This is a genomic window from Thalassotalea euphylliae (genome assembly GCF_042682785.1).
GTDB lineage: Bacteria > Pseudomonadota > Gammaproteobacteria > Enterobacterales > Alteromonadaceae > Thalassotalea_F > Thalassotalea_F euphylliae.
This window is the reverse complement of the sequence record NZ_JBHUIB010000012.1, coordinates 18,488-43,900: the sequence shown is the minus strand read 5'-3', so window position 1 is coordinate 43,900 and position 25,413 is coordinate 18,488. Positions and strand designations below refer to the sequence as shown.

Sequence of the window (25,413 nt, the reverse complement as noted above, 5' to 3'; positions counted from 1 at the left end):
ATTCTTGCTCCTTACGCTACGAAACCGATGATCTCGCCACCAAGGCCCGCAGTGCGAGCAGCGCGATCAGTCATTAAACCTTTAGAAGTAGAAACAATAGCAATACCTAGACCTGCTAATACTTGAGGAAGCTCGTTGCTGCCTTTGTATACACGTAGACCAGGACGTGAAACACGTTTGATTGTTTCGATTACTTCTTTACCTTCGAAGTATTTCAGCTCAACAGTAAGAGCAGGCTTAACACCAGCTTCTACAGAGTAATCTGAAATGTAACCTTCTTCTTTAAGCAAGTTAGCAATAGCTACTTTTAGCTTTGAAGAAGGCATAGTTACTGCACCTTTAGATGCAGATTGACCGTTGCGGATGCGTGTAAACATGTCCGCGATAGGATCAGTCATCATAATTGCTTTCTCCTTATTACCAACTAGCTTTCTTAAGACCAGGTACTTCACCGCGCATCATCGCTTCACGAAGCTTGATACGGCTCATGCCGAACTTACGTAAGTAGCCGTGTGGACGACCTGTTACGTTACAACGGTTACGTTGACGTGAAGAACTTGAGTCACGTGGTAAAGATTGAAGTTTTAATACTGCATCCCAACGCTCTTCTTCAGAAGAATTTACGTTAGAGATAATTTCTTTAAGTGCACGGCGCTTTTCTGCGTACTGAGCGACTAATTTAGTGCGCTTAGCTTCGCGTGCTTTCATAGATGATTTAGCCATAACTCTACACCTTATTTCTTGAACGGGAAGTTAAAGGCAGTCAGCAAAGCACGACCTTCCTCGTCAGATGCCGCAGTAGTAGTGATAGTAATATCCATACCACGGATCTTATCGACTTTATCGTAGTCGATTTCAGGGAAAATGATTTGCTCACGCACGCCCATGCTGTAATTACCACGGCCATCGAACGACTTAGGGTTCAAGCCACGGAAATCACGGATACGAGGAACTGAGATAGAGATTAAACGCTCTAAGAATTCCCACATGCGCTCGCCGCGTAAAGTTACTTTTGCGCCAATAGGGTAGCCTTCACGAATTTTGAAGCCAGCAACTGATTTGCGTGCTTTCGTGATTAAAGGCTTTTGACCTGAGATTGCAGTAAGATCATTTGTGGCGTTTTCTAATACTTTTTTATCAGTAATAGCTTCACCAACACCCATGTTTAGGGTGATCTTTTCAATCCGAGGGACTTGCATGACACTTTTGTACTCGAACTTCTTTTGAAGTTCAGCTACAACTGTATCTTTGTAAAAATCATGCAGTTTCGCCATCGTTTACTCCAATATTAAACTAATTCGTTATCAGACTTGAAGAAACGAACTTTTTTGCCGTCTTCAGTTCTGAAACCTACGCGATCTGCTTTACCCGTTTTAGGGTTAACAATCGCTACGTTTGAAACGTGGATAGGTGCTTCTTTTTCAATGATGCCGCCAGCTTGCTGTAACTGAGGTACAGGCTTCTGGTGCTTCTTAACTAGGTTAACGCCTTCCACAAATACTTTGCTTTCTTCAACAAGAACTTTAGTAACTTTACCAGTTTTGCCCTTGTCTTTACCTGCAAGTACGATTACTTCATCATCACGACGAATCTTAGATGCCATTATCGTGACTCCTTATAGTACTTCTGGCGCTAGTGACACGATTTTCATGAACTTCTCGTTACGAAGTTCGCGTGTTACTGGGCCGAAAATACGAGTACCAATTGGCTGTAAGTTTGCATTAAGCATTACAGCCGCGTTGCCGTCAAAGCGAATGGCTGAGCCATCCTGGCGACGAACGCCCTTTTTAGTGCGCACCACTACCGCGTTCAGTACATCACCTTTTTTAACTTTACCGCGAGGAATAGCTTCCTTCACTGCAACTTTGATGATGTCACCTATGCGTGCATAGCGACGGTGCGAGCCACCAAGGACCTTAATACATTGCACGCGTCGAGCGCCACTGTTATCAGCAACGTCTAGCTGTGTTTGCATTTGGATCATTTTATGTGCTCCGCTGTTATTAAATTCAAGGCCAGAAATTTGACCCGTCACTGCCTTTAAAACCCGACCGGATTTCGGCGGGCGCGAGATTATAACACCACACTAAAAAAAATGGTACTTTATTTAATCAATTAATTAGTGTGCAGAAAAACTCGCCGAAAGGCAGTGAGTAAAAGAAGAACAAGTACCGCTCAAAATAAAGCCAAGCCAATGTTTTCTATCATGTCTACGATAGTCTTGTGTGTCTTCTTTTACGACGTGAACTAGGTTTTGATCATATTAAGAAGAAACTTTTTCGCGGCAGAACCTTCAATTTCTAGTTCAGGTTCAATAGCGTCTTCTCGAAGTTGCTGCTCCACAGCTATCGCATTTAATCTATTTTTAACCGCAAGAATACGGTCGTTCTCAGTCTGCACTTTGGGGAACTCTTTAATATTGTTGACTGGTGCATTCTCTTGACCACCTAGCGCTTTGGACAATTTATCTTTTACAGCAAGCACTTTCTCACTTGCTTGGGAATCACTACATGCCGAAGTCGCTTTCTTTGCGGCGTTTGGCATAGCGATACCTTCTGCCGCCATGCGCTCCATTAACGCAGGAGACGGTAACTTAAGGTAGTGTTCAAGCGTATCGAGCATTTCCCGCACTTCAATACGTTCTGAGTATGCTAGCCCTTCCATTGCAACAAGGAGCTCTTGATGATTAAGGAACATGCGGTACAAGTTAGAGCGAATAACACTCGCTGGTATATCAACTGCTGCGCGTGAATTTTTCGATACCTGGGTGTCTAAATCAGACAGTGATAAACCTTCCGCTTCCATTTGCGCAATCAGTTCTGCTGATGGAATTTTAAGTTGAGTAAATACCGCATCGAAGTTTTGCTTTACCTGAAGTGCCTGCGGTACAGAATATTTTTCAAAGACCTGCGCGATATTTTCTCTGTCAGTTAATATTGCAAACATATCCATTCCTAAATTGATGTTCGTAAACTAGATCACCCATACTTCAACACGACGATTGCGTTCACGTCCTGCTTCCGTATTGTTGTTAGCAACTGGCAAAAGCTCACCATAAGCTTCAACCGCCATGACTGGAATACCGCGAGAGACCAGTTCTTTTTCTACCGCTTTTGCTCTGCGATAGGAAAGCTGTCTATTACTTGTTTGTGCACCAGAACTATCTGAGAAGCCCATCAATACAACGCGACGACCTGGATTCTTCTCAACAAACTCGATTAGGCGAAGTAAATCACGCTGCCCTTTATTATCGAGGTCTCCGTTACCGTGATTGAAGCGAAAGTTAAGTGACAAGCGTTGGCCCTGGCGTGTGTAGTTATTGTATGAACGCGGGGCTCCTTCTGACGCGTAGACTTGTTGCAAGCGAATATTTTGCGAAATTAGGCCAACTTCATCGACCAATTCTTGGCCTTCACGACCAATAGCGAATTGGGCAAAGTCTTTTACTAGTGCTGATGCTGCTGTTGGAGTGTATAAGTACAAACGACGCGATAACGCATAGTCTTCGGTACTTACGGTGAATTTAGTTGGGAAAATAGGGGTTGCGCCGCGCCCTTCGGTAATAGCCAGCGCTTTATTGTGGCCAATGTAATTTAAGCCAATAAAACCGATAGCAAATTCATTTTGAGATACCTGCTCGGAAAGTTGTGAGCTTGATTCAAACCTTGAGGCCGTCGAAGAGAGTTTCTTGCCCGTTTTTTTAAGCACCAGCTTATTAAACGTATCCCAAGTACCTGAATTCGCATCACGTGCGAACAGCTTTATTTCACCCTCAGCCTGTCCTATTTGTCCCCAATTAGTGACTTCACCCGAGTATATTTTCGCCAGCGTATCAATTGACATTGCTTTTATAGGGCTGTTTTGGTTCACAATAACGGCTAAGCCATCTAGGCCAATGATATGCTCATTACCAACACGGCTTAAATCTCCTAGCGCCGCTTTGGTTTGGGTAAGTTCCTTTACCTTAACTGGCCGAGAAGCCATTCCAATATCAGCGCTGCCACTAAGCATATCTTTAAAAGCCGTGCCCGAGCCATGTGCATGTAGCTCAACCGCCTTAACACTGCCTTTTTCGATGAATTGTACGGTGCGCTCTACGTCGCTTTCACCTTGAACCCACTCAAACTCCTTAACACCACGTTGCTCAAAGAAAGCTTCAATGAGTGCCGGAGCAAGTTTTTCGCCAATAGTATTCGAGCCATGTAAACGAAAGACCATATCAGGATTTGCGACAGGTAAGACAGGCAGGCCATTTTCTAACAATGAATCTGTCTGAGCGGGTTGTGCCGTTGCTTGAACAGGCTGAGAAGCTGCAGATTGGGCAACGACTTTAGGTAACACTTGAGGCTGAACATCTTGACGCGGTGATGCAGAGTCACTCATAGCAAACATATACAAAAAACTAAGCGTGACTATAGTGAGCGCTGCCCCTAGCAGAATAATGACGTTTTGATGACGAGATGGCTGAGTATCAGCCGCCGCTTTTCCTTGATTGGAGTCAATAGACGACAGCTGTGTAATGCTATCCAATAATTCATTAATTTGCGCATCACCTAACGTTCTTAGCTCATGCAGTACGGTTAAGCGATAGCTTGCATCATCAAGCATTTGTGATACTGAGACTGTGATGTCGAATTTTTGTTTGACGTGCCCGGCAAGGCTCCCAATTTGTTCTTCTAAACTAGGCTTACTTTCAGCCTTATTCCCTTTAAACGAGTTAAACATCTTACTTCCACTTCAAACTCAATGATGCCAAATGGGCTGTAGAGAATAACGGGAATCTATGTCATTTTTGTGAAAGGTTTTTTAAGTCATTTAAATACTTAAACGCCTAAAAACGCAAAAAGCCAACCTGCTGGTTGGCTTTGACTGGCTAAAACTTTTGTCTCTTTAAAAGACGTATTTAACACCTACAGCAAGTGTATCCTCTCGGCCTAGGTCAGAGCCATCTGCTGCTGTAGAGTTATCATCCTGTTGAAATTCAACAAAGATATCAAACAATGGATCGAAGAAATATGCAGCCCCTACCATTTGCGAATTACGCTCATAACTGTTGTTTAATCCGCTAGAGTCATCTTCAAGTGAGTTGTAACCTGCGTAGACCATCGCTTTATCGTCAGCAAATCGATAACTCGCCCAAAGCTCAAGACCAATAGTATCTTCCATCAATGCGTTTCTGTCATTAAGCTCATGGAACTCACCTTCCACCATAATGGCAACTATATAGAAAGGATCATTTTTGCTTGTACCATATGAAATTGAAAAGGCTGTAAGCGTATCATCAATATCTATAGCCCCTACTGCATCAGAGCGGAACTTTAAGTTTGCTTCGTTGTAACCTGCACCGAGGTGCACATTAAATGGCAACGAATATTTCAAACCAAAGCCGTAACTGTTGTCGAACTCAGCAGTAACACCCGGAATTTCCTCGCCGAACTCATCATAGACGTCAATTTCTTCTTGCGTTGACTGGAATTGCACACTGACAGATAAATCACCGAATTGATTATTGTATTGCAATGCTTGTTCAGCACGACCAGTACCAGAGAAGCCACCATCACTACCTAAATTGTAAATACCCGCTGCATCACCACCAAAGTAGTGCCATATATCAGCCTGTCCTGACACCGTATAAATACTGGCCCATTGTTTACCCAGAGTAATTTTTCCGTATTTTTCATGTTCTACACCAACGAAGCCTTGGCGCAACCAAACGCTATCGTCTTTTGACGATGAACCTTTGATACCGTCACCGGAAATAACAAGTCCACCATTGTTTTCAGCAAGTTCAACACCTAGCTCCAAATAGCCAAGTGCTTGCCAGCCTTGCTGAAGCTGTCGGTCAAAACCAAAAGCAATACGTGAATTACTATCAACAAATTCGTCGGTACCATCACTTGATACATGTTGAATCTGGTAATGACCGGTTAATGACGCGCTATGTTTACTGTCTTTGTAAATCTCTACTGCACTCACAGGCGCAGTAACTGTTGCTACTGCAAGACTTAAAGCACTCAGTTGTTTACTTGCCTTTGTCATAAGGTTCATCCTTAGTGTTTTCATAGTTATTCTTCTAGTGTTGTCATTTATAAATCCAGCAAATGACAAAGCTTTAGCGATTTTGGAGTCACTAAAACATGGTTATCTTTTAACTTCTTCTTCCAAGTAATCCACTAACATCACCAACAACGCGGTATAAAAAGGGGAGGCTGTACGTTTACTTTTTACCTTTTTTATCAATAGTGGTAACCAATTCAACAGGTGCGCATTGATAAACGCCTCTTTTTCAGCCTCAATCGAGTTGCTAGCGCCACTACTTAATCCTCTCAAAATAAGGTTACCCAAATAATCTAGCTGAATTGCAATATGGTCAGCCGGCTCGTTGAAATTTTTGTCAACGACTATGCCTTTGTCTGCAAGCAGCTTAACCATAGCTTGATGTTGTTCTTGAAACATTAAACCGCTTTTTGAGAGGTAAACTGACGCGTAAGGCGGCGCTCCCGCTTTAGCGTCTGTTAAAAACAATTCGGTGAACTGCGCAGCCAATTCAAGGTGAGGTATTTTATGTGTGTTCAATGCTTCAAGCGCTGAACGCAGCGTTGAAATGTGGTCTTCAAATAGTTCAATACTTTCGAGCTGTTTAAGATACTTGGCGCCATCTCCTTTCAAGTAACTCGACAGCTGCACTTCGGAGAGCTCATGTGCAAATAAGGTTGAGAACCACCAACAAATATTGGCGCGAGCTTCAACTAACTCTTTTTCAACTACGTCCATTTAACTTCTCTATTTACACGACAGAACTTGGGAATGTAAAAGAGGTCACCTCTGGGGCTTTCTCTTTAAACTTCTCTATCTGCACTAAACAGGTATTTGCACTGGTCGCCTGCGATAGTTTCGACGCCCCCCAATCCATGGTGACTGTATTCGGATCACCATAAGTATCCAGAGAGCCTATTGTTTCATCAATCGGTCCATACCAAGCACCTTCATGTATGCGTGCTACGCCCGGCGGGAAGTCATCTGTTACCACTGCGCCAGCGAGTAGCTGTCCGCGTTCATTGAACACTCGTACAATATCACCATGGTCAATACCTCTGACTTTCGCATCTTGTGGGCTCATATAAATAGGTTCGCGCCCTTTGACCGCATATGTGTTTCTGTACTCTGTAGAGTCACACATTTGTGAATGTAGGCGTTTGTCAGGATGACAAGACTGCAGCCAAACCGGGAATTTATCTGACATTGGACCGCCATGCGAACGCTCAAACTTCTCAAACCACATCGGATGTCCTTTACAATCGTCATAGCCAAAGCGATCTATCTTGCGACTAAATATCTCGATAAAACCTGATGGTGTCCCAAGCGAATTAAGTTCAGGATCTTTTCTGAAATCGGCATGACGTGTCCAACTGTTGCCCGCTTTAAAGGTGACTAAGCCTTCTTTCCAGAACGTATCAAAGTCTGGCATTGGGTGACCAGCATCTGAATTCACGGTTCGGCAGTCATTGTACAACTGACGCACCCATTCCATTTCAGACATATTGCGAGTGTATTCTTTATGCTTTCCAAAGCGCTTTGTTAGTTCTGTAAAAATATGGAAGTCGGTGCGCGACTGATAAAGTGGATCTACCAATTTTTGCATGGCGATAATACCTGTGACACTGTAGCTACCATAGGCATCAATGTCATTGCGTTCCCATTGGGTGCATGCCGGTAACACAATATCTGAAAAACGACAGGTTGCTGTCCACGTAAAATCTACAGCAACTACCGTTTCCAATTTTTGCCAAACACGTTTCATACGGTTTCGGTCTTGGTGGTGATGCCATGGATTGTTACCACTAAACACCATCATTTTAATATCAGGCAAGGTAATTTTTGCACCTGCGGCATCTATCACGTCGCCTGGCCGATCAATCGCATCAATCCAACGTGCAACAGGTATAGTGCTGCTAGCACCTTTGAAATCTTGGTTCTTATGAATTCGATCATCATTATTATCTGGGTTTAATGGAAAGGCGCCCGGCGCTGCAGCGCCTGTAGAAGATACGCCAATACCACTGTAATGATGCGCGTAACTGATGCCGCCACCCGGCAAACCAATTTCTCCTAACATCGATGCCAGTACCGCTCCCATCCAATAGGGTTGCTCACCGTGCTGTTGACGCTGGATACACCAACCAAATAAGAATTGTGTTCTTTTCGCTGCTAAATCTCTGGCAAGTTGTTTAATATTTTCAGCCGACACACCACAAATGCCGCTTGCCCACTCAGCAGTTTTCTCTGTTTTATCTTCCCCTTTACCAAGCAAATAAGGGACAAAATCTTCAAAACCTAGCGTATACGTTTTTATAAACTCTTTGTTATACAGATCTTCTGTATATAGGGTATGCGCCATTGCCAACATCATCGCGACGTCAGTTTGAGGGTTGACGTACATATGTTCGCAATCTAAGTATTTCTGCGTCTTACTTTTTACTGGGTCAATACTGATAACACGTATATCACCATTAGCGACTTTCGCCTTCAATTGTTCGAGATAGTCATATGATTCATGTGTTTCACAGTTCCATCCAACTTGCAGGTTTTTATGTAAATCACTGGCCCACAAGACAATATTTTTACTGTTCTGAAGAATCAGTTCCCATGACGTACCTTGGGCATATACTTCTGTCGATCCAACGACGTAAGGTAAAATTGTTTGGCCAGCGCCCGTAGAGTAATCACCTACTTTTTTTACTGAGTAGCCATGCATACCAACTGCACGTTGCATATGTGAATTGCACGAATGAAATTGACCTGTTTGCCGCCAGCCTGTTTGCCCAGCATGCAACCCTTGCGGACCATAGGTTTTTTGCACACGCTCCAATTCTTCATAGAACATGTCGAGCGCTTCATCCCACGTAACTCGTATAAAACGGTTGTCGCCACGTTGGCTGGTGTCGCTTTTATGACGTTTCAGATACCAGTCATAACGCACCATGGGATAGCGGATACGCGACGGGCTATAAATAATCCCTTTTATACCATTGATCATGTCCGTTGGATGGCGGTCAGATTCTAGCGGTTGGATTTCTTGAACAATACCACCGAGCACTCTTGCCCGAAAAGCGCCCCAATGCGAACCGGTTATTTTCCATGTTCCATCAGGCCCGTTAGCCGCGATAGCTTTCGTTAATAAACTTGGGCCAATTAGACTCGCCCCTGCACCAACAGCGAGACCTTTTAAAAAACTACGTCTTGAAATTGCCATTGTGATCTTCCTTATTAATGGTGCGCATTAAAGTCTGAAGAATGCTTTTGCAGATATTTAAGAATCAGCGCTTGGCTGTCGCCATCGAGGTTTACGAAAGACAACATGCCGTTGAACATGCCTGGCCAAGTATTCGTGTCAAAGTGGTTTTCCGCTGGTTGTGCATGACAAACACTACAAGATGTTGTGTATTTATCTTTCGCATACGCCCAAAGGTCTTCGTTACTTGTGGCTAATGAACTGGCACGCATCCAGACATTCACTTTAATAGGTTGCCAAGGCAGTCCGGTTAATTCATCGATTTTCTCTTCGCCTGCGGTTGAGACAAAGTTGTCGTCTTGCGCTACTTCTGGCGTTAAATAGCCATCATTGATATTCATAGCGAAGTCTTCAAACATAACGCGGCCAAAACCTTTGTTCTTGCGCCACACGCTCAACTCTACTTGAATAGCATTTCCCTCTTGCTTGAGAATTTTCACTCGCGTTGCTGCGTTAAGTTGGCCAGCTTCCGTTTTCAATGCTTGATCTTGGAACAAGGCTAGCTGACGGACGCTGTAGTATTCTTCGCTAGGATTTAGTGATGAGGTAGAGAAAGCTTCTAACTCCGCCACCACACCAGAGCCTGCGTTCATATCTTGCGGTAGTTTGTGTGCTATACCCTTATGGCAATCAATACAACTTTGATCACGCTCAGCGGCAACTTTCATTTGCACAGCTGCTCGCTCGCTCATACGCTCCCAATCCATGCTTTTGTAGTCGTGACAGTTTTTGCATTCCAATGAATTATTGGCCGTTAGTCGTGCCCACTCGTGCTGTGCTAGTACGCCACGTTTTGCTTCGAATTTTTCAGGTGTATTAATTGTGCCAAATACAGCTCCCCATACTTCTTTGGACGCTTGCATTTTTCGCGCTATTTTATCTGTCCAATTGTGAGGGACGTGGCAATCAGGACAGGTAGCGCGAACACCCGATGGATTCTTCCAGTGAGGGGTGCTTTGCAGCTCTACATACACATTGTCCTTCATTTCATGGCAACTGATACAGAATTCCTCTGTATTGGTGACTTCTAGAGCTGTGTTAAAACCACCCCAAAATATAATACCTGCGATGAAACCACTAAACGCTATGGTGCCAAGGCTAAAGTAGACGCTTGGTTTGGCAATGACCTGCCAAAACTTTTTCAAACTGGTGAGCATGTTTCGTCCTTGAGTTTAGCCGTGGCCTGGAGGACCAAAAATGAGTTGTGAAAACCACACAATGAAACCGTAACTGCCAACGAGTGCTGTGGTAACAATGGGAAAGAAGAATACCAATATGACAATTAGTGCCTTAGTTTCTCTTCTTTTAACTACTGCACCTTCATTATCGTGTTCCGACATAGCTCCCCCTGCTTTGAAGATACTTCTTTCGCGGTTACACCAGTAACCAATTAGCTGCATACTTCAAGCCTAGTATAGCTTGTTGAAAGCGCAAGGAATTTTGAGTGAATTAACTTAAGGGCTACTTAACTTTCTAGAGTGCGCCTCTAGTCGAGGTAAGTGATTACTTGAGGCAAAGCACCTTTATAGAAATAGAGCTTTGTATCGGCTTATCAAACTCGTCTAATTGACGTTATTGCTCATGATTTTGTTTTCGCGCGATTAGACATATGCGCACCAACCAAGCTTGCTACCAAAATGGTTAAATAAAACTGCCCAACTACCGCTTCTAAATACACCAACATGCGCGCTATCGCAATAACGGGCGAAATATCGCCAAATCCCAAGGTTGTTAATGTCACAAATGAGAAGTAAACAAAGGTAGGTAATAAATCGAACCAGTTATGTGTTTCGCCAACACCATTAAACGAGTTAGTAAACATCATTGCCACTAACGTATAACCCAACGCCCAAATAAGCCCCATCAGGATGTATAAGCAAATAGCACCGAGTATATTATTGCCTGTCACCTCACCGCTGAATAATACTTGTTTGGCAACTCGCAAGGCAGTCAATATAAAAAACACGAGCAATATTAATACGTGGGTATATTGCAAGTTGCTGCTATCAAGCCAATAACCAGCGACCGCATTAAAAAAAATGACGACCAAGAAAATATAATTTTTGCGTGTAACAAATTCACTTACATCGGCGCGCCACACAACGGTAATTAATGTGACAACCGTTGCTGACTGAACTAAACGTTGTACTGAGGTATCAAAGAACTGCTGCGCAAATGCCATAGCAACCAGTAAAGTCGTTAGTGCCACCGTTAAATAAATAAAGTTGTCGTCAGACGACATTGATTGATGTTTATTTTGCAAATTAGACATAACGGATGGATTACATTAGTGCATAGTTAAGAAATGAAACGGCGACTTAGTGTCGCCGTTTTTTGAGGACTATCGTTCAATTTGTAGTTCACGATACTTCATATACAAGGTTCTCATGCGTTCATATTCAAACGCAGAACCTGATGCATAATACCTGAATGGAACATTTGCTCGCGCATCGATACTTCTTAGGAAATTAAGAAACAACTCTTCTTCGTCTTTCATCCCAAATTCATCGATTGTCGCTTGATATGCAGCCATATCAACTAACGAGCCAGTTGCGTCCCGCACTGATGATGGCCCCAAGAATGGCAGCACTAGATAAGGACCAGGACCAACACCCCAGTGACCTAGTGTCTGGCCAAAGTCTTCATTTTGTTTATCGAGTCCAATTGGTGTCGCAACATCAATAAACCCTGCCAAACCTATTGTTGAGTTTGTAGCAAAACGCGCTAATGTTTCACCTGCAACGCCCAACTTAAACTGCAAGACAGCATTAATAAACGTCGGTATTTCACCAAGGTTAGAGAAGAAGTTACTAACCCCAGTTTCTGCAAAATCAGGCATGACGGCTTTGTAACCACTCACTACTGGCAGTATCACGTACTCATCAGCTTTCGCATTGAAGTAGTACATACGACGGTTAAAACCTTCAAATGGGTCATCATATACTTGGCGATTAACGGCTTCACCAGGTTGTTCAACGCGCGGCGGTATCGCGTCACTTTCCAACTTGGGCTTTGAAGAACAAGCACTCAGACTTAACACGAAGGCAATGCACAATAGCGAATTTAATTTTTTTGTTAACGCGTTCATTATAATTGTGCTCCTGCAAACTGAGTTTTCATGTAGTTGACAAAGCTTACGCGATCCATATTTCCGCAGTGACCACCACGCTCAAAAATCTTTGCTCGGTTACCAAAAAGCGATTGAAGATATTCCACTTCACCTTCTGCCAAAATGATATCGTCAGCATTAGTCACAACACTGATTTTCTCAGAACCTTTTAGATAATCTTCGATGTTACGCAAACTTAACTTATGAATGAGGGACTCTCTGGTCACACTTGGATCATCTTCCTGCGACCATGGCACCATGGCTTTTTCAAAGTAGTCTTGAAAGGTAATAGCAGCAGCGCGATCCATTGAATGAGTCACCGATTCAAATTTTGATACTTCATGATTTTTGTAGGTTAGCGCACCCAAATCATACGTTAGGTCAATTGCGTAAAGCATATCACTCAATGACATTCTAAATGCGACACCTATAAGCAACTGAAGCTCTTCTTCCGTTAAGTCTGCTTCACCAAACATTGCATAAATAGTGTCGGTATTAAATTTCGAGGTTTCGCTCTCAGCGTACCCTTCGGCAAACTTATCAATGATGCGTTCGAACATTTGATAAGACTGCTCACGTTTGGTTTTTAAATCTAGGTAGCCATCTAAAATAGAGACAGAGTTATATAAGCTGACTGGCGGGTTCACCATGACCACTTTTTCAAAGTTGAACGCTTTTTCAGTCTCGTCTAAATGAGAAATAAACGCAGAGTGAGCACCTCCCAGGCTATAGCCGGTTAGCACATACCCGTCGACATCGACGCCGTCTTCTTGCTTCGCTAACTTGTCTACTATCTTCATAATGCGATACAGCGTTTTGGCGTCTTTTTCTAAGTCACCGATCATGTCGCTGCGCGTTGTTGCATTGATGATGTGATTAGAAAAGGTTGGCGATGCTAGTGAAATGACATGATACCCCTGCTCAAACAGTACCTGCTGCAAGTTAACCATTTTGGCCGTATCATGTGATGCACCTGTACCTGCGATAACAAAGGCCATTGGTGCTTTGTTTTCTTGTTTAATCAGGGAGTAGCGAAGCTTCTCGTTGTACCAGAAAAACTCAGGAATATCCTCCGTTGACCTCATTTCGAGCTCTTTTTCTTCTATCGGGAGGTCTTCGATGAGGTTTGCCCTCTCCTCCTGACAATACCCTGTTACTGTGGCTTGGTACTTGGTGTAGGCTAAATTACACGTTGGAGATTCAACCTCCGCAACCTCGTCTGTTTGCTTTGTACTGCTGCACGCCTGCAGCAGAAAAACAAGTAGGATTGATATAAACCGCACTACTTTCCCCTTCTTTTTTAAATGTAATTCGCCATTAAATATGGCCAATGTTTAATTTCTATTAAGCACTTCATGTTACGAACCACACTACGATCACAAAACTCACATAACATGCACTGCTATCAGAAACATTTTGTAACGCACTTATCTACTTATACCGTAAATACCATGCAGATCAAACAGTTTGTCGTGCAAAGTAGCCCCGATATTAAAAGCACCTTACTGTAGAATCTTTTTCAGAGACATTAGGAAATTTACCAAGACTATTGAAGTAAAAACGCCGATAATTAGCACATAGTTTTTCAGTACAATATGCCGTTATAAACAAACTACTGCTAAGTTTGATAAACAGCGCGCTAAACCTAGGTCCACTATGGAAATTAAAGTTAACTTTCTCGACAACCTTCGTGTCGAGGCAAAATTTGACGACTTTACGGTCGTTGCTGACCAACCTATTCGCTATAAAGGTGATGGTTCTGCACCTAGCCCGTTCGACTACTTTTTAGCGTCATCTGCCTTGTGTGCGGCGTACTTCGTTAAGGTGTACTGTAAATCTCGCGATATCCCAACCGATAACATCCGTATTTCGCAGAACAATATTGTTGACCCTGAGAACCGTTATAACCAAGTTTTCCAAATCAATGTAGAGTTGCCAGAAAGCATTTCGGAAAAAGACCGCCAAGGTATTTTGCGTTCAATTGATCGTTGCACGGTGAAAAAAGTTATTCAGACGGGCCCTGAATTTAAGGTTGAAGCTGTCGACAGTATTGATGCAGATTCGCAAGCAATGATCATGGTATCGCCAGACGAAGATGCAAGTACCTTCATTCTGGGTAAAGACTTACCACTTGAGAAAACCATAGAGAACATGACGGGCATCCTAGAAAGCTTGGGCATGAAAATCGAAGTCACTTCTTGGCGTAACATTGTACCTAATGTTTGGTCGCTCAATATTCGTGATGCAGCTTCGCCAATGTGTTTCACTAACGGCAAAGGTGCCACTAAAGAAAGCGCTCTGTGTTCAGCATTAGGCGAATTTATCGAGCGCTTAAACTGCAACTTCTTCTATAACGATCAGTTCTTTGGTGAAGACATCGCAAATGCGGAGTTTGTTCACTACCCCAACGAAAAGTGGTTTCCATTAGAAGGCGACGATGCGTTACCCGCAGGCCTTTTAGACGACTACACGCTTGGCATCTACAACCCTGACGATGAACTGTGCGGGTCACATCTGATTGATACAAACTCGGGCAATATTGAGCGCGGTATTGTGTCAATCCCCTACACTCGTCACTCAGACGGTGAAACGGTTTACTTCCCATCAAACCTAATTGAGAACTTGTTCTTGAGTAATGGTATGAGTGCGGGCAACAACACATATGAAGCGCAAGTTCAGTGTTTGTCGGAAATATTTGAACGTGCAGTGAAACGCCAAATTATTGAGCAAGAAATTGTGCTGCCAGATGTACCTCAAACTGTTCTCGAAAAGTACCCAAGTATCCTTGCCGGTATTCAAGGGCTTGAAGAGCAAGGCTTCCCTGTTGTTGTTAAAGACGCGTCACTAGGCGGTCAATTCCCAGTGATGTGTGTCACGTTAATGAACCCCAGAACCGGCGGTGTTTTTGCTTCATTTGGCGCTCACCCAAGTTTTGAAGTAGCACTTGAGCGAAGCTTAACTGAGCTATTACAAGGTCGCAGCTTCGAAGGGTTAAATGATGTACCTAAACCCACATTCAATAGTAAAGCGGTTCAAGAGCCTGAGAATTTTGTCGAGCACTTTATCGATTCAACGGGTGTTATTTCATGGCGATTCTTTAGTAGCGCTAACGAATATGATTTTGTCGAATGGGATTTTTCTGGCACCAATGAAGAAGAAAATGCTGCACTATTAAGTATTTTAGAAGCCATGGGCAAAGAAGTTTACATTGCTAATTTTGATGGATTAACACCGGATGGCGGCGCAAGCGCATGCCGTATTCTTGTGCCAGATTATTCAGAAGTATATCCCGTTGAAGACTTAATCTGGGATAACACCAACAAAGCATTAGAGTATCGTGAAGACATTCTTAACCTTCACCGTCTAGATGAAGACGCGCTTATCGACCTAGTAGAGCGACTAGAAGACAGTCAGCTCGACAACTATATCGATATCCGCACGCTGATTGGCATTGAGTTTGATGAGAATACGGTTTGGGGTCAACTGACGATTATCGAACTTAAAATTCTTATTTATCTTGCTGTTGGTGGCTTAGAACAAGCACATGAGTTGATTGGCGATTTCTTGCAGTACAACGACAATACGGTTGAACGTACTATGTTCTTCCATGCGGTCAACACCACGCTTGAGATTGCGCTGAATGACGAACTAGATTTTGAACATTATCAACATAACCTAACACGTATGTTCGGTGAGGAAAGAATGGCAGAGGTCATTGGTTTGATTAACGGCGAAAACAATTTCCACGGACTCACCGAAACGAGTATGGCACTTGAAGGTATCGAGCCACATCTGCGCCTTATCGAGAGTTACAAGAAGCTTCATAGCGCGAGAGCGAAGTTAGCTAAACAGTAATTTAAGCAGCGTCATTGAAGGAATAAAAAGGGAAGTCGTGACTTCCCTTTTTTAATGGCAAATTTATGTTTTACCAGGAGCCGTACATTGCATTTGGCAACAACACTAGACTGCCATCAGACGATGACAATAGTGCTTCTGCGTCGGCATCTTCTTGCGTTACTTTAGCGAAGTCTTCAATGTTGTCACCTACTTGCATCACTATTTTGTGCGCTGAAAAGTTTGAGTGACGCTTATTCGCAGATGCATAACAACTCGCAGTACCCGCTTCAATTTGCTGACGTCTCAGGTCTTTATCATTCACAATCATAGAATGATCGATTTTGCTTTTATCTTCTGCTGTACGTCCCATCAAACACGTATTTTCAGGTGATACTGGTAAACCAAGCGCTTGTAAGTTTCGCCACGTGTGATGATCAAGCGTTCTGTCACGGTTAGTCACTAGTGCTAATTTCCCGCCTTTGTTAAGCACCGTTTCAATAAAGCCTTTTACACCTGGCACCAAAGTCGCTTTTTCAGATTTTACCCAAGCAGCCCATGTATCGGGGTGGTAAGTTTGACCGGCTTGTTCAATACCGACTTGATAAGCAACATTGTTTAATACGGTTTCATCAATATCCATCATCACAACCCAAGGCGTGTTAGGCAGAGGTTTACGATTAATGGTATTGGTCGCTCCTTGGTAAATGGAACGTGTTAGGTAGCCATATTCTTTGCTTTCAACTTGCCATTTAACCGCTGTCGATAATGGATGTTGAGGTATTGTCAGCTCAAAAGACACAGCACAGTGGTCACTCAACATGGCTTTAGGGTCCATGTCGTCAAAAAGAATAGCTGTTGACGACTTGCTCAAATCACCTTTGAAGCCACCCACTAAAATATGGTCGATAGGGGCAGGATAATAAGGGTGACAACCTATCATGTCAGCACTGGTATTCACTAAAGACGATACTGTGTTATCCGAATTTTTCATTAGCTCCATGGTTAAGCGATTGTATGGAGCAGATAAACGGTGGTTAAAATCACCCAGCACGACGTAAGTGCTATCTTGCTTTTCTTTAGCCTCTACCCAACTGTCAAGAATTGGGGCTTGCTTTGCAAAGATCTCACAGGCCTCTTTCTCTTCTCGGCTGTAGTTATCAACAAAACAACCACTCTTCATATGAACATTCAACAAGCTGATGGTGCCGAGCTCAGAATCAACATCAAGCTCTAACCCATGACGTAGACCCACCATGTCCAAACCTAATGGGCTGAACGTGTTAACGTCATTCACTTTAATACCCTTACGGACGGCGAAGGCAACTTTTTGCTGGGTAGATTCTCGACCTGATTTACGACAAATGTATGCTGGGCTATCTTCACGCTCAGAGATAAACAGCTGCCAGTCACTTTCAGGGAACAACTGTGCTGCAGCTTTCAACGAAGCAACTTCTTGTAACGCAACGATGTCTGACTCTAGAGAGCTCGCGTACGCTTTAAGTTTTTCCATTTCAGCGTCGGTTCGAGGAGTACAGCCGTCAGTGGCTGGATATGCTAAATGCTCAACATTCCATGTCGTCACAACTAAGCCATTGTGGTGCAATGAAGCCGCAGCTTCATTACCATCAGCTGCTTGGCAAACGCTTAACAGAGCACTAGCTCCTGCTAACGCTATACCTTTCATAACTTGGCTAATATTCATAAAGTTGTCCAATTGGTTAATTTTATCCAAGAGAAATTATCACACCCTTGCCTATTTTTCAGTACCAATTACCCATGAAATATTTATTACGGCCTAAATAAGCTGATGGTCTGTATCTTCCGTCTCAATATAAGGACGGATTTTGCTCAGGCATAAAAAAGGCGCTAACTGTAGCGCCTTAATATTCTAGATGATTATCTTTTTACTATATAACGGGTATTGCCTGTTTCAGCATACCTTCAATCTGGTCAACAATGCCTTTCACTTCAGCTTTCTTCCATTCTTTAATTCTAGGTGTATGAATGTGCCCAACGGGCAAATTAGGCTTCAGAGCATTTCGCAGCAAAATACTACGATATGATATTTCATTAGATAAATAACCACCGCCAGAACCATTCACTGATGTACTGTTAGCAAGTTCATCTAACGACTTTGCTTCAAACTTGCCTTTTTGGAGGGTTTCCACCTTATGGTTATCAATCACTTTATAGGGGCCCGTCGCTTTTTGCATCGCTTCTACAGGTAACGAGAATTCAACAAATTCTGGCCCTGACAATATTTCGCCTCGCAAGAATGGTACTAAAGGTTGCTCAGAACTTGCGCCAGTATAAACGTTTAAGTTACCTGGTGCTTTGGCACTGCGACGTAAACCAGGAAAGCGCTCTAAATCGAAATCCTCTCGCCCCATACTGATAGTGGCAATCATATCGACATGAGCAAAGTGCTCAGTCAGCATAGTTTCAATAATGCCTTGGTCAAAGTCTACAAATCGTACTGGCACCATCAAAGACTGTATTTCTGCCGTCTTACCTTGATGAGAAATCACTTTATTATCCAACATCATGGCAGCGATGCCAGACGGGTTAGATTGCTCAATATTTCTATCAAGGAAAAACGGATCGAAGCCAGTGATGAGGATTTTTTTATCTGTTTTTGTGCCAAACCCCGTTTGGCCAACACCGCGGCTTGCTAACTCAAAAGCAAACATTAATGCATTTTGTGCAGTGTCATCTAACTTGCGATAAGTTTCATTGGCGCGAATCAGTTTAGTCATTTGCAATCGAGTCCAGTAGAGCGCTCGATCGTCATAGCTTTGAGAGGACTGAATATTTTCAACAGCTTGTTTAAATAAGCGTTTACCGTGCTCAACTACAATGCTTTCTAATTGAGGAAGTGTCTCTATAGTCTTCAACGACTGTTCAAATGCTTGAACACGATCGTTATGCACACTAAACATAACCGGATTCGCTTCATTTGCTTTTTCGATACGAGCTTCTTCAACAGTGAAATAGGTAGCACTTTTGCCCAGAGCAAAGAATGGCATTAACAATGCGCAAGTCACGCTCGCTATTAGTCGTTTTTTCATCATAGGTAAATTGACAGAAGGAAAAACAACAACATAAGAGGGAACCGATTTAATAGCAAGTTTCGCGTATGAGAATTGCAAAACGGCATAGCTTCAGCATCAAGTTATTAACCCGATGCTGCCATAGTTTTTATCCATCAAATACCAAAGTTAATTAATAAATTGGAATTGGTTATCAGAGCGGATGTATAACGTTGTTTCCGAAGCCGCAGTCAACTCATGGGTAAAGGGGCTCGACGAACTAAAATAGCTTCCAGCTTGTAAAGATGTCGACGATGTAATTTCTTCACTTTGATAAGACAGCTCACCGGAAATTACAACCGCCTTAAGTTCGTTACCATTCACCTTTAATTGACCTTTATAGCCTTTGGGTAGCTTAACTAATACGCCACCAGTTTGCCCAGGCTCTGCGCTTCCCCAAAGAAACGATGTTGCGAGATCATCCTGTTTTGAGCTCACCCAAACCATGTTTGATGCCGCAAGATTAATTGGCAACTCGCCATTGTTAAATGCTTCTTTCGAGGGCTTGACTAAATAAGGGCCACTATCAATTTCCAAATAGATTAAATTCGTTTGACCGTCAGCAGCAGTTATATGATTTTCACCTGCAGGCTGTGTCCAAAAAGATCCTGTCGGCATCCACATTTTACCTGCTGTTGGATCGTCATTATGCATAGCGCCCTGAATGACAACACCTCGATACGAAATATTATGGATATGCGGTGGAGATGAGAAACCTTTGTTGAAGCGCACTAACATACCAGTTGCCGTATCTTTTGTTCTATCGCCCCACAAGTCAGCTGCGCCTGGGCTTTTGTCACCTCGAAGTGGGTTAAGGTAACCCCATTGAACTTGTTCAGCAGATATTACCACTGACACTTTTGCAGGAGTGGCATATGAGAAGCTACTAATAAATAATGGGAATATCGACGTGATGATGAGCGAATTAAGCAATTTTTTCATAGCGAGTAAATCCGAATAGAAATAAGGCAAAAGACCTTACTTCAATTTACTTTAGCTGATAACTGCACGAATGATAGAAATAGTTTCTACCATTCGTTGATAATAGTCGTACGCAAGCGTTATTTATCCCTGCGACTGGAATATCTCTATTTCGCTCGTAAGTTCATATTTCTCTAAATATCGGCCAATAGAGCTAAACGACGTTGTTTTCACTTTGCCACTGTGGTCTTTCGTCGTAATACCTTCGGCAAACAGGCCACCTAAAGCAAGTTTGAATCGATTAACCTTTACACGTTGTGGCTCAAAGTAGGCTTCTGCATTAGCCTTTAGCTGCTGCTTATCTGTGGTTTGGTATATTGCTGCATTAATAATGTCGAGTGTATGCTCAGTACAGTTTTGGTATTGACTGTTAAATGGGTTAGCAATCAAAGAGTACTTCGGGTTGTGAAGCACTTTGTTTTGTCCACTGGCAATTACCTCTATTATTTTACTCTGCAGATCAGGAGTAGGAATAATAATACCCGCTTTCAGTTCGTGTGTTCCCCAAAAAAAGTCAACGGGGTAATCAGTCACCAACGAGCTTTTGTCCCCATTTTTGGCATTCTGATAAAGATTGTGAATAGCATATCCATTGACTTTTTCCCCGCTGTCTAACGTTATTTCGGAATAGACAGCAATGGCAGTATGCGTGAATTCAATACCCTTTGGCAGTTCTGATTTTGGCTGGCCCACTCGCGCTACAATAAACGCTCTTGCGCCTTTCTTAGCCGCATATTTCTCGACATTTTTAGCAAATGTAGCAATTTCTTCTGGTTTAAACTTAGCTTCTGTCGCTTGGTTACTGCCCGCAGTAGCATGTAAAGTGCATAAAGTTACTAAAATAAAAAATAAGTTCTTCATCATTGCCTCCGGCTCAATCATCCATCTCTAAAATCCATTTGAATGTAATCTTATTGATTACCTTTCTTCATGGCTTCGGCTGGCGAGCGGTCAACGGTAATAGTGATTTCAGTAACTTCTAGTTCTGCAGGTTTAGCTGTTTTACTACTATGACCTTTGCTGACAGCGGCATCAGATATTCCATCGGCCAACTCTACGCTGGCAACCCCTGCACTCAGAGCAACACCTCCGGTTACAATCAAAGGCACGGCAACTACTGCACTTGCAACTTGTGCGCTGCCTGCAGCACCATGAGAAAGCGCTAATGCCGAATGCTTGCTGGCTTCACTACCGTGGTTAGTTGAAGGTTCAGCCGCACTAGAAAAAGAAGTCAGTAATGCAACGGCTAGCAATGTTTGTGTAGTGAACTTAGTAGTTACGTTCGATTTAGTTTTCATCATATTTTCCTTAACAATTGAATTGCTAACTAACTTAGTCGCCGAACACTTCGCTGTAAATCAACATGTTTGATGTATCACTTAAAACAACTTAAAGTATTAAAATCTAATACTTTAAGGAAGAAGAATGAGTCAAATTAAGCTTGTAACAGATACTCTCAAGCAATTACTTAAACAACATAACATTACCTATCGCCAAGTTGCTTCTGCCTTAGAGATGAGTGAAGCAAATATCAAACGCGTATTTGCCAACCACAGCTTTTCACTAGAACGATTAGAGCAAATATGTGACATCATTAATCTGACTTTATCTGATCTATTTTCTTTAGCAGCCAAGCAAAGACAGGAAGAGATTACTGAACTAACACTTGAGCAAGAACAAGAGCTCATTGATAACCCAAAGCTATTATTAGTTGCTGTATTAGTTAGGGACTATTGGAAATTTGAGGAAATTATTGAGCATTACGACATCGATAAGCATGAAGCTATCCAGCTACTCGCAAAACTCGACAGAATAAAGTTAATTCAACTACTTCCCAACAACAAGTATAAATTACTTATCGCCCAAGACTTTAGGTGGATCAGCAATGGACCGCTGGAAAAGTTCATGGAAAAAGAAGTACTCAACCGCTTTATGGCGAGCAAATTTGATGGCGAAGATTGCTTTCGGTTTTATTTACGAGGTAGATATTCTCAAACGTCTATCGACATCATTCAACGCAAGCTCAATCAACTCACTAAAGAAGCGGCTGAACTGAACATTGAAGACAGTGAGTTACCGCTGTCCAAGCGCAAGCATACAGGTATGCTGTTTGCCATGCGTCCATGGGAACCCTCATTATTCGAACAATTCAGGAAAGTGAAAGAGCAGTAAACACAATATAGTGGTGCAACAAATAATACCCTGAACGATTCCAATAGTACTAAAGTTTATATATATGATACTACCAGTCTCATTAGGCTATCCTTTCGGCAACATGGTTTACTTGTTCACACTTTCAAAGAATACTCTCACCCAACAACGCTACAAGGTCGTAGCTTTTATAAAAAGGAAAACAACATATGAACGGTAAACCTACCAAAGCTTTTGTTCTAGTATCTATTGCGATGCTTATCGCTGGTGTTTCAGCTTTTTGTATCGGCTTGCTTAATGCGCAAATGGCATTAAATGAAAAAGGTTACTATTTTGCCATACTCATTTTTGGGCTTTTCTCCTTCGTGTCATTGCAAAAGACAGTCAGAGATAAACTAGAGGGAAGCTTCATATCTAAACCTTATATCATTATGTGCTGGGTTGCTTCAGCAACATCAATCGCTTTGCTCACCATCGGACTAATTAACGCTGAGCTATTGTTAAGCGAAAAAGGGTTTTACGCTATGGCATATTTGTTAAGTGGATTTGCTGCTATTACGGTGCAAAAAAATGTAAGAGATAGCATTGCGGTCTCAGAAAATATTGAGTCCCAAGAACTAGAAAAACCTGAAGAAGTAAACGAAGAATTGTTAACCAATTAGTTTTAAAAAAACCGATTACGTACCTTGAATAAAAAGGCTCTGCTATTACTAGCAGAGCCTTTTTAATGAACTAATTGTGAATAGTATTTAGCGATTAAGCTTTTTCTACTACGTCAACCAATGTCCAAGACTTAGACTTAGAAATTGGAGCACATTCACGAATAGTTACTACGTCGCCCATGTTACATACGTTTGCTTCATCATGTGCTTTCAACTTAGTTGAACGCGTAATGAATTTACCGTAGATAGGGTGTTTTACACGACGCTCAATCAAAACTGTGATCGACTTGTCCATCTTGTCGCTAACAACGCGACCTTGTAATGTACGGATTTTATCAGTCATTACGCACCTGCCTTCTCAGTGATGATTGTCTTAACGCGTGCAATGTTGCGACGCACTGTACGTAGCATGTGTGTTTGAGCTAACTGACCAGTACTTGCTTGCATACGTAAGTTAAATTGCTCACGTAGTAAGTTAAGTAATTCAGCATTAAGCTCTTCAATGCTTTTTTCTTTAAGTTCGTTAGCTTTCATTACATCACCGTTCTAGTTACGAAGGTTGTTTTGAACGGAAGTTTAGCTGCTGCAAGCTCGAAAGCTTCGCGTGCTAATTCTTCAGATACACCTTCCATTTCATAAAGAACACGACCAGGTAGGATTTGACATACCCAGTATTCTACAGAACCTTTACCTTTACCCATACGAACCTCAAGAGGCTTCTTAGTAATTGGCTTGTCTGGGAATACACGGATCCAAATTTTACCTTGACGCTTAACGTGACGTGTCATAGCACGACGAGCTGCTTCGATTTGACGAGCTGTCATACGACCACGCTCAACAGATTTCAAACCGTAAGTACCGAAGCTTACTGAGCTACCAGTGTGTGCAAGACCACGGTTACGCAGTTTCATTTGCTTACGGAATTTAGTACGTTTTGGTTGTAACATTACTTAACTCCTACTTGCTCTTGCGGTTGTTTCTTTTCTTAGGCTTAGGCGCTGGTGCTTCAACCTGTGCAGGCATACCACCAATTACTTCACCTTTGAAAATCCACACTTTGATACCGATAGTACCGTAAGTTGTTTCGCCACGCGCAGTTGCGTAATCGATGTCAGCACGTAAAGTGTGTAATGGAACACGACCTTCACGGTACCACTCAGAACGAGCGATATCTGCGCCGCCTAAACGACCGCTAACTTCAACTTTGATACCTTTAGCGCCTAAACGCATAGCGTTTTGTACTGCACGCTTCATAGCGCGACGGAACATTACACGACGCTCTAATTGGCTACCAATGCTATCAGCAACTAGTTGTGCATCCATCTCTGGCTTACGTACTTCAGCAATGTTGATTTGCGCAGGTACACCAGCGATTTTTGATACTTTAACGCGTAACTTTTCTACGTCTTCACCTTTCTTACCGATAACTACACCTGGACGAGCAGTGTGGATAGTTACACGGATAGATTTAGCTGGACGCTCAATTACGATTTTTGATAATGAAGCACGCTTCAATTTCTCAGAAAGGTATGCACGAACCAAGTGGTCACCGTGTAAGTTTTCTGCGAATTCTTTTGTGCCTGCATACCATGTAGACGCGAAAGGCTTTGTGATACCTAAGCGAATACCGGTAGGATGTACTTTTTGACCCATACTAATAATCTCCTAGCTATCAGCTACAATCACAGTGATGTGACTTGTACGCTTAAGGATACGGTCCGCGCGACCTTTCGCACGAGGCTTAATACGTTTCATCGTTGGGCCATCGTCAACCATAATAGTTTTAACGAATAACTCATCGATGTCTGCACCTTCGTTATGCTCTGCGTTAGCAATCGCTGAGTTTAGAACTTTCTTAACTAAAACAGCAGCTGACTTGTTGCTGTATTCTAAGATTTCTAAAGCTTTCTCAACGTGTAAGCCGCGGATTTGATCCACAACTAAACGTGCTTTTTGCGCAGAACCGCGGGCAAATTTATGTTTAGCAATAGCTTCCATCTAACTTCCCCTTACTTCTTCTTCGCTTTCTTGTCCGCAGCGTGACCACGGTAAGTGCGAGTTGGTGCAAATTCACCCAGCTTGTGACCGATCATTTCATCGGTAACAAATACTGGAACGTGTTGACGGCCATTATGGACAGCAATGGTCAATCCGATCATGTTAGGGATGATCATTGAGCGACGAGACCAAGTCTTAATAGGTTTCTTGTTCCCGCTTTCCAGAGCTTTCTCTACCTTCGTCAACAAGTGTAGGTCAATAAATGGACCTTTCTTGAGAGAACGTGGCATGGTA

At 42.7% G+C, this 25,413-nt stretch carries 29 protein-coding genes; 3 read left to right on the top strand and 26 right to left on the bottom strand.

The window, feature by feature from the left end:
- Window positions 1-11 precede the first annotated feature (11 nt).
- The 15 genes from rpsH to ACFSJY_RS14630 form a co-directional block, all read right to left on the bottom strand.
- Window positions 12-404, bottom strand: a complete 393-nt coding sequence (rpsH, locus tag ACFSJY_RS14700; RefSeq protein ID WP_386038403.1) for a 30S ribosomal protein S8 — start codon at window positions 402-404, stop codon at window positions 12-14.
- 13 nt (window positions 405-417) lie between these two features.
- Complete coding sequence (gene rpsN, locus ACFSJY_RS14695) at window positions 418-723, bottom strand: 30S ribosomal protein S14 (protein WP_386035772.1); 306 nt, start codon at window positions 721-723, stop codon at window positions 418-420.
- Between the two features lie 11 nt (window positions 724-734).
- A complete protein-coding gene (gene rplE / locus ACFSJY_RS14690) occupies window positions 735-1,274 on the bottom strand; it encodes a 50S ribosomal protein L5 (RefSeq protein ID WP_115998818.1) in 540 nt (179 codons plus the stop codon).
- 14 nt (window positions 1,275-1,288) lie between these two features.
- Window positions 1,289-1,603, bottom strand: coding sequence for a 50S ribosomal protein L24 (rplX, locus tag ACFSJY_RS14685; RefSeq protein ID WP_386035769.1), 315 nt, complete (start codon window positions 1,601-1,603; stop codon window positions 1,289-1,291).
- Window positions 1,604-1,615: 12 nt separating this feature from the next.
- The gene (rplN, locus tag ACFSJY_RS14680; RefSeq protein ID WP_386035766.1) at window positions 1,616-1,984 is read right to left on the bottom strand and encodes a 50S ribosomal protein L14; all 369 of its coding nucleotides are present in this window, start codon (window positions 1,982-1,984) and stop codon (window positions 1,616-1,618) included.
- A 263-nt stretch (window positions 1,985-2,247) separates the two neighbouring features.
- Entirely contained in the window at window positions 2,248-2,946 is a 699-nt protein-coding gene (locus tag ACFSJY_RS14675; protein WP_386035763.1) for a hypothetical protein, read from the bottom strand.
- A 27-nt stretch (window positions 2,947-2,973) separates the two neighbouring features.
- On the bottom strand, window positions 2,974-4,725 hold the full coding sequence (locus tag ACFSJY_RS14670; RefSeq protein WP_386035760.1) for a substrate-binding domain-containing protein: 1,752 nt from the start codon (window positions 4,723-4,725) through the stop codon (window positions 2,974-2,976).
- Window positions 4,726-4,890: 165 nt separating this feature from the next.
- Entirely contained in the window at window positions 4,891-6,039 is a 1,149-nt protein-coding gene (locus tag ACFSJY_RS14665; protein WP_386035757.1) for a porin, read from the bottom strand.
- Window positions 6,040-6,141: 102 nt separating this feature from the next.
- Window positions 6,142-6,774: a molecular chaperone TorD gene (gene torD / locus ACFSJY_RS14660; protein WP_386035754.1), complete on the bottom strand. Its 633-nt coding sequence runs from the start codon at window positions 6,772-6,774 to the stop codon at window positions 6,142-6,144.
- Window positions 6,775-6,787: 13 nt separating this feature from the next.
- The gene (torA, locus tag ACFSJY_RS14655) at window positions 6,788-9,253 is read right to left on the bottom strand and encodes a trimethylamine-N-oxide reductase TorA (RefSeq protein ID WP_386035751.1); all 2,466 of its coding nucleotides are present in this window, start codon (window positions 9,251-9,253) and stop codon (window positions 6,788-6,790) included.
- A 14-nt stretch (window positions 9,254-9,267) separates the two neighbouring features.
- Window positions 9,268-10,449: a pentaheme c-type cytochrome TorC gene (torC, locus tag ACFSJY_RS14650; protein WP_386035748.1), complete on the bottom strand. Its 1,182-nt coding sequence runs from the start codon at window positions 10,447-10,449 to the stop codon at window positions 9,268-9,270.
- A 15-nt stretch (window positions 10,450-10,464) separates the two neighbouring features.
- A complete protein-coding gene (locus tag ACFSJY_RS14645; protein ID WP_386035745.1) occupies window positions 10,465-10,632 on the bottom strand; it encodes a periplasmic nitrate reductase, NapE protein in 168 nt (55 codons plus the stop codon).
- A 239-nt stretch (window positions 10,633-10,871) separates the two neighbouring features.
- On the bottom strand, window positions 10,872-11,564 hold the full coding sequence (locus tag ACFSJY_RS14640) for a potassium channel family protein (RefSeq protein WP_386035742.1): 693 nt from the start codon (window positions 11,562-11,564) through the stop codon (window positions 10,872-10,874).
- A gap of 69 nt (window positions 11,565-11,633) precedes the next feature.
- Window positions 11,634-12,380, bottom strand: coding sequence for an MlaA family lipoprotein (locus ACFSJY_RS14635; protein ID WP_386035739.1), 747 nt, complete (start codon window positions 12,378-12,380; stop codon window positions 11,634-11,636).
- Window positions 12,380-13,684: a hypothetical protein gene (locus ACFSJY_RS14630; protein WP_386035736.1), complete on the bottom strand. Its 1,305-nt coding sequence runs from the start codon at window positions 13,682-13,684 to the stop codon at window positions 12,380-12,382. Before ACFSJY_RS14630 ends, ACFSJY_RS14635 begins: the two co-directional genes overlap by 1 nt.
- A gap of 373 nt (window positions 13,685-14,057) precedes the next feature.
- Here ACFSJY_RS14630 and ACFSJY_RS14625 point away from each other — a divergent pair, with 373 nt between their 5' ends.
- Complete coding sequence (locus ACFSJY_RS14625) at window positions 14,058-16,256, top strand: OsmC domain/YcaO domain-containing protein (RefSeq protein ID WP_386035733.1); 2,199 nt, start codon at window positions 14,058-14,060, stop codon at window positions 16,254-16,256.
- Between the two features lie 70 nt (window positions 16,257-16,326).
- Here the strand turns inward: ACFSJY_RS14625 and ACFSJY_RS14620 are convergent, their stop codons facing one another.
- From ACFSJY_RS14620 to ACFSJY_RS14600, 5 genes are all read right to left on the bottom strand, one after another.
- Entirely contained in the window at window positions 16,327-17,940 is a 1,614-nt protein-coding gene (locus tag ACFSJY_RS14620) for an HAD family acid phosphatase (RefSeq protein ID WP_386035730.1), read from the bottom strand.
- A gap of 205 nt (window positions 17,941-18,145) precedes the next feature.
- Window positions 18,146-19,264, bottom strand: a complete 1,119-nt coding sequence (locus tag ACFSJY_RS14615) for a pyroglutamyl-peptidase I family protein (protein ID WP_386035728.1) — start codon at window positions 19,262-19,264, stop codon at window positions 18,146-18,148.
- A gap of 192 nt (window positions 19,265-19,456) precedes the next feature.
- Window positions 19,457-20,269: a DUF4437 domain-containing protein gene (locus ACFSJY_RS14610; RefSeq protein WP_386035725.1), complete on the bottom strand. Its 813-nt coding sequence runs from the start codon at window positions 20,267-20,269 to the stop codon at window positions 19,457-19,459.
- Between the two features lie 123 nt (window positions 20,270-20,392).
- Window positions 20,393-21,169, bottom strand: a complete 777-nt coding sequence (locus ACFSJY_RS14605; RefSeq protein WP_386035722.1) for a DUF2145 domain-containing protein — start codon at window positions 21,167-21,169, stop codon at window positions 20,393-20,395.
- 50 nt (window positions 21,170-21,219) lie between these two features.
- Window positions 21,220-21,606 carry a hypothetical protein gene (locus ACFSJY_RS14600; protein WP_386035719.1) on the bottom strand — a complete coding sequence of 129 codons (387 nt, stop codon included), beginning with the start codon at window positions 21,604-21,606 and terminating at the stop codon, window positions 21,220-21,222.
- 127 nt (window positions 21,607-21,733) lie between these two features.
- On the opposite strand from ACFSJY_RS14600, the gene ACFSJY_RS14595 reads away from it, so the two are divergent.
- Window positions 21,734-22,480, top strand: a complete 747-nt coding sequence (locus tag ACFSJY_RS14595; protein WP_386035716.1) for a helix-turn-helix domain-containing protein — start codon at window positions 21,734-21,736, stop codon at window positions 22,478-22,480.
- Between the two features lie 188 nt (window positions 22,481-22,668).
- Window positions 22,669-23,121 carry an inner membrane protein YiaA gene (gene yiaA / locus ACFSJY_RS14590; protein ID WP_386035713.1) on the top strand — a complete coding sequence of 151 codons (453 nt, stop codon included), beginning with the start codon at window positions 22,669-22,671 and terminating at the stop codon, window positions 23,119-23,121.
- A gap of 94 nt (window positions 23,122-23,215) precedes the next feature.
- Here the strand turns inward: yiaA and rpsQ are convergent, their stop codons facing one another.
- The 6 genes from rpsQ to rpsS are packed head-to-tail and all read right to left on the bottom strand — an operon-like array spanning window position 23,216 to window position 25,409.
- Window positions 23,216-23,464 (bottom strand): 30S ribosomal protein S17, encoded by a 249-nt coding sequence (rpsQ, locus tag ACFSJY_RS14585; RefSeq protein ID WP_386035710.1) that lies wholly within the window; start codon window positions 23,462-23,464, stop codon window positions 23,216-23,218.
- Window positions 23,464-23,655: a 50S ribosomal protein L29 gene (gene rpmC / locus ACFSJY_RS14580; protein ID WP_115998808.1), complete on the bottom strand. Its 192-nt coding sequence runs from the start codon at window positions 23,653-23,655 to the stop codon at window positions 23,464-23,466. The genes rpsQ and rpmC overlap by 1 nt, the downstream gene beginning before the upstream one ends.
- Window positions 23,655-24,068 (bottom strand): 50S ribosomal protein L16, encoded by a 414-nt coding sequence (rplP, locus tag ACFSJY_RS14575; protein WP_169074986.1) that lies wholly within the window; start codon window positions 24,066-24,068, stop codon window positions 23,655-23,657. The genes rpmC and rplP overlap by 1 nt, the downstream gene beginning before the upstream one ends.
- A 10-nt stretch (window positions 24,069-24,078) precedes the next feature.
- Window positions 24,079-24,774, bottom strand: a complete 696-nt coding sequence (rpsC, locus tag ACFSJY_RS14570; RefSeq protein WP_386035705.1) for a 30S ribosomal protein S3 — start codon at window positions 24,772-24,774, stop codon at window positions 24,079-24,081.
- Between the two features lie 12 nt (window positions 24,775-24,786).
- Window positions 24,787-25,119 (bottom strand): 50S ribosomal protein L22, encoded by a 333-nt coding sequence (gene rplV, locus ACFSJY_RS14565; protein WP_115998805.1) that lies wholly within the window; start codon window positions 25,117-25,119, stop codon window positions 24,787-24,789.
- An 11-nt stretch (window positions 25,120-25,130) separates the two neighbouring features.
- Entirely contained in the window at window positions 25,131-25,409 is a 279-nt protein-coding gene (gene rpsS / locus ACFSJY_RS14560) for a 30S ribosomal protein S19 (protein WP_115998804.1), read from the bottom strand.
- Window positions 25,410-25,413 lie beyond the last annotated feature (4 nt).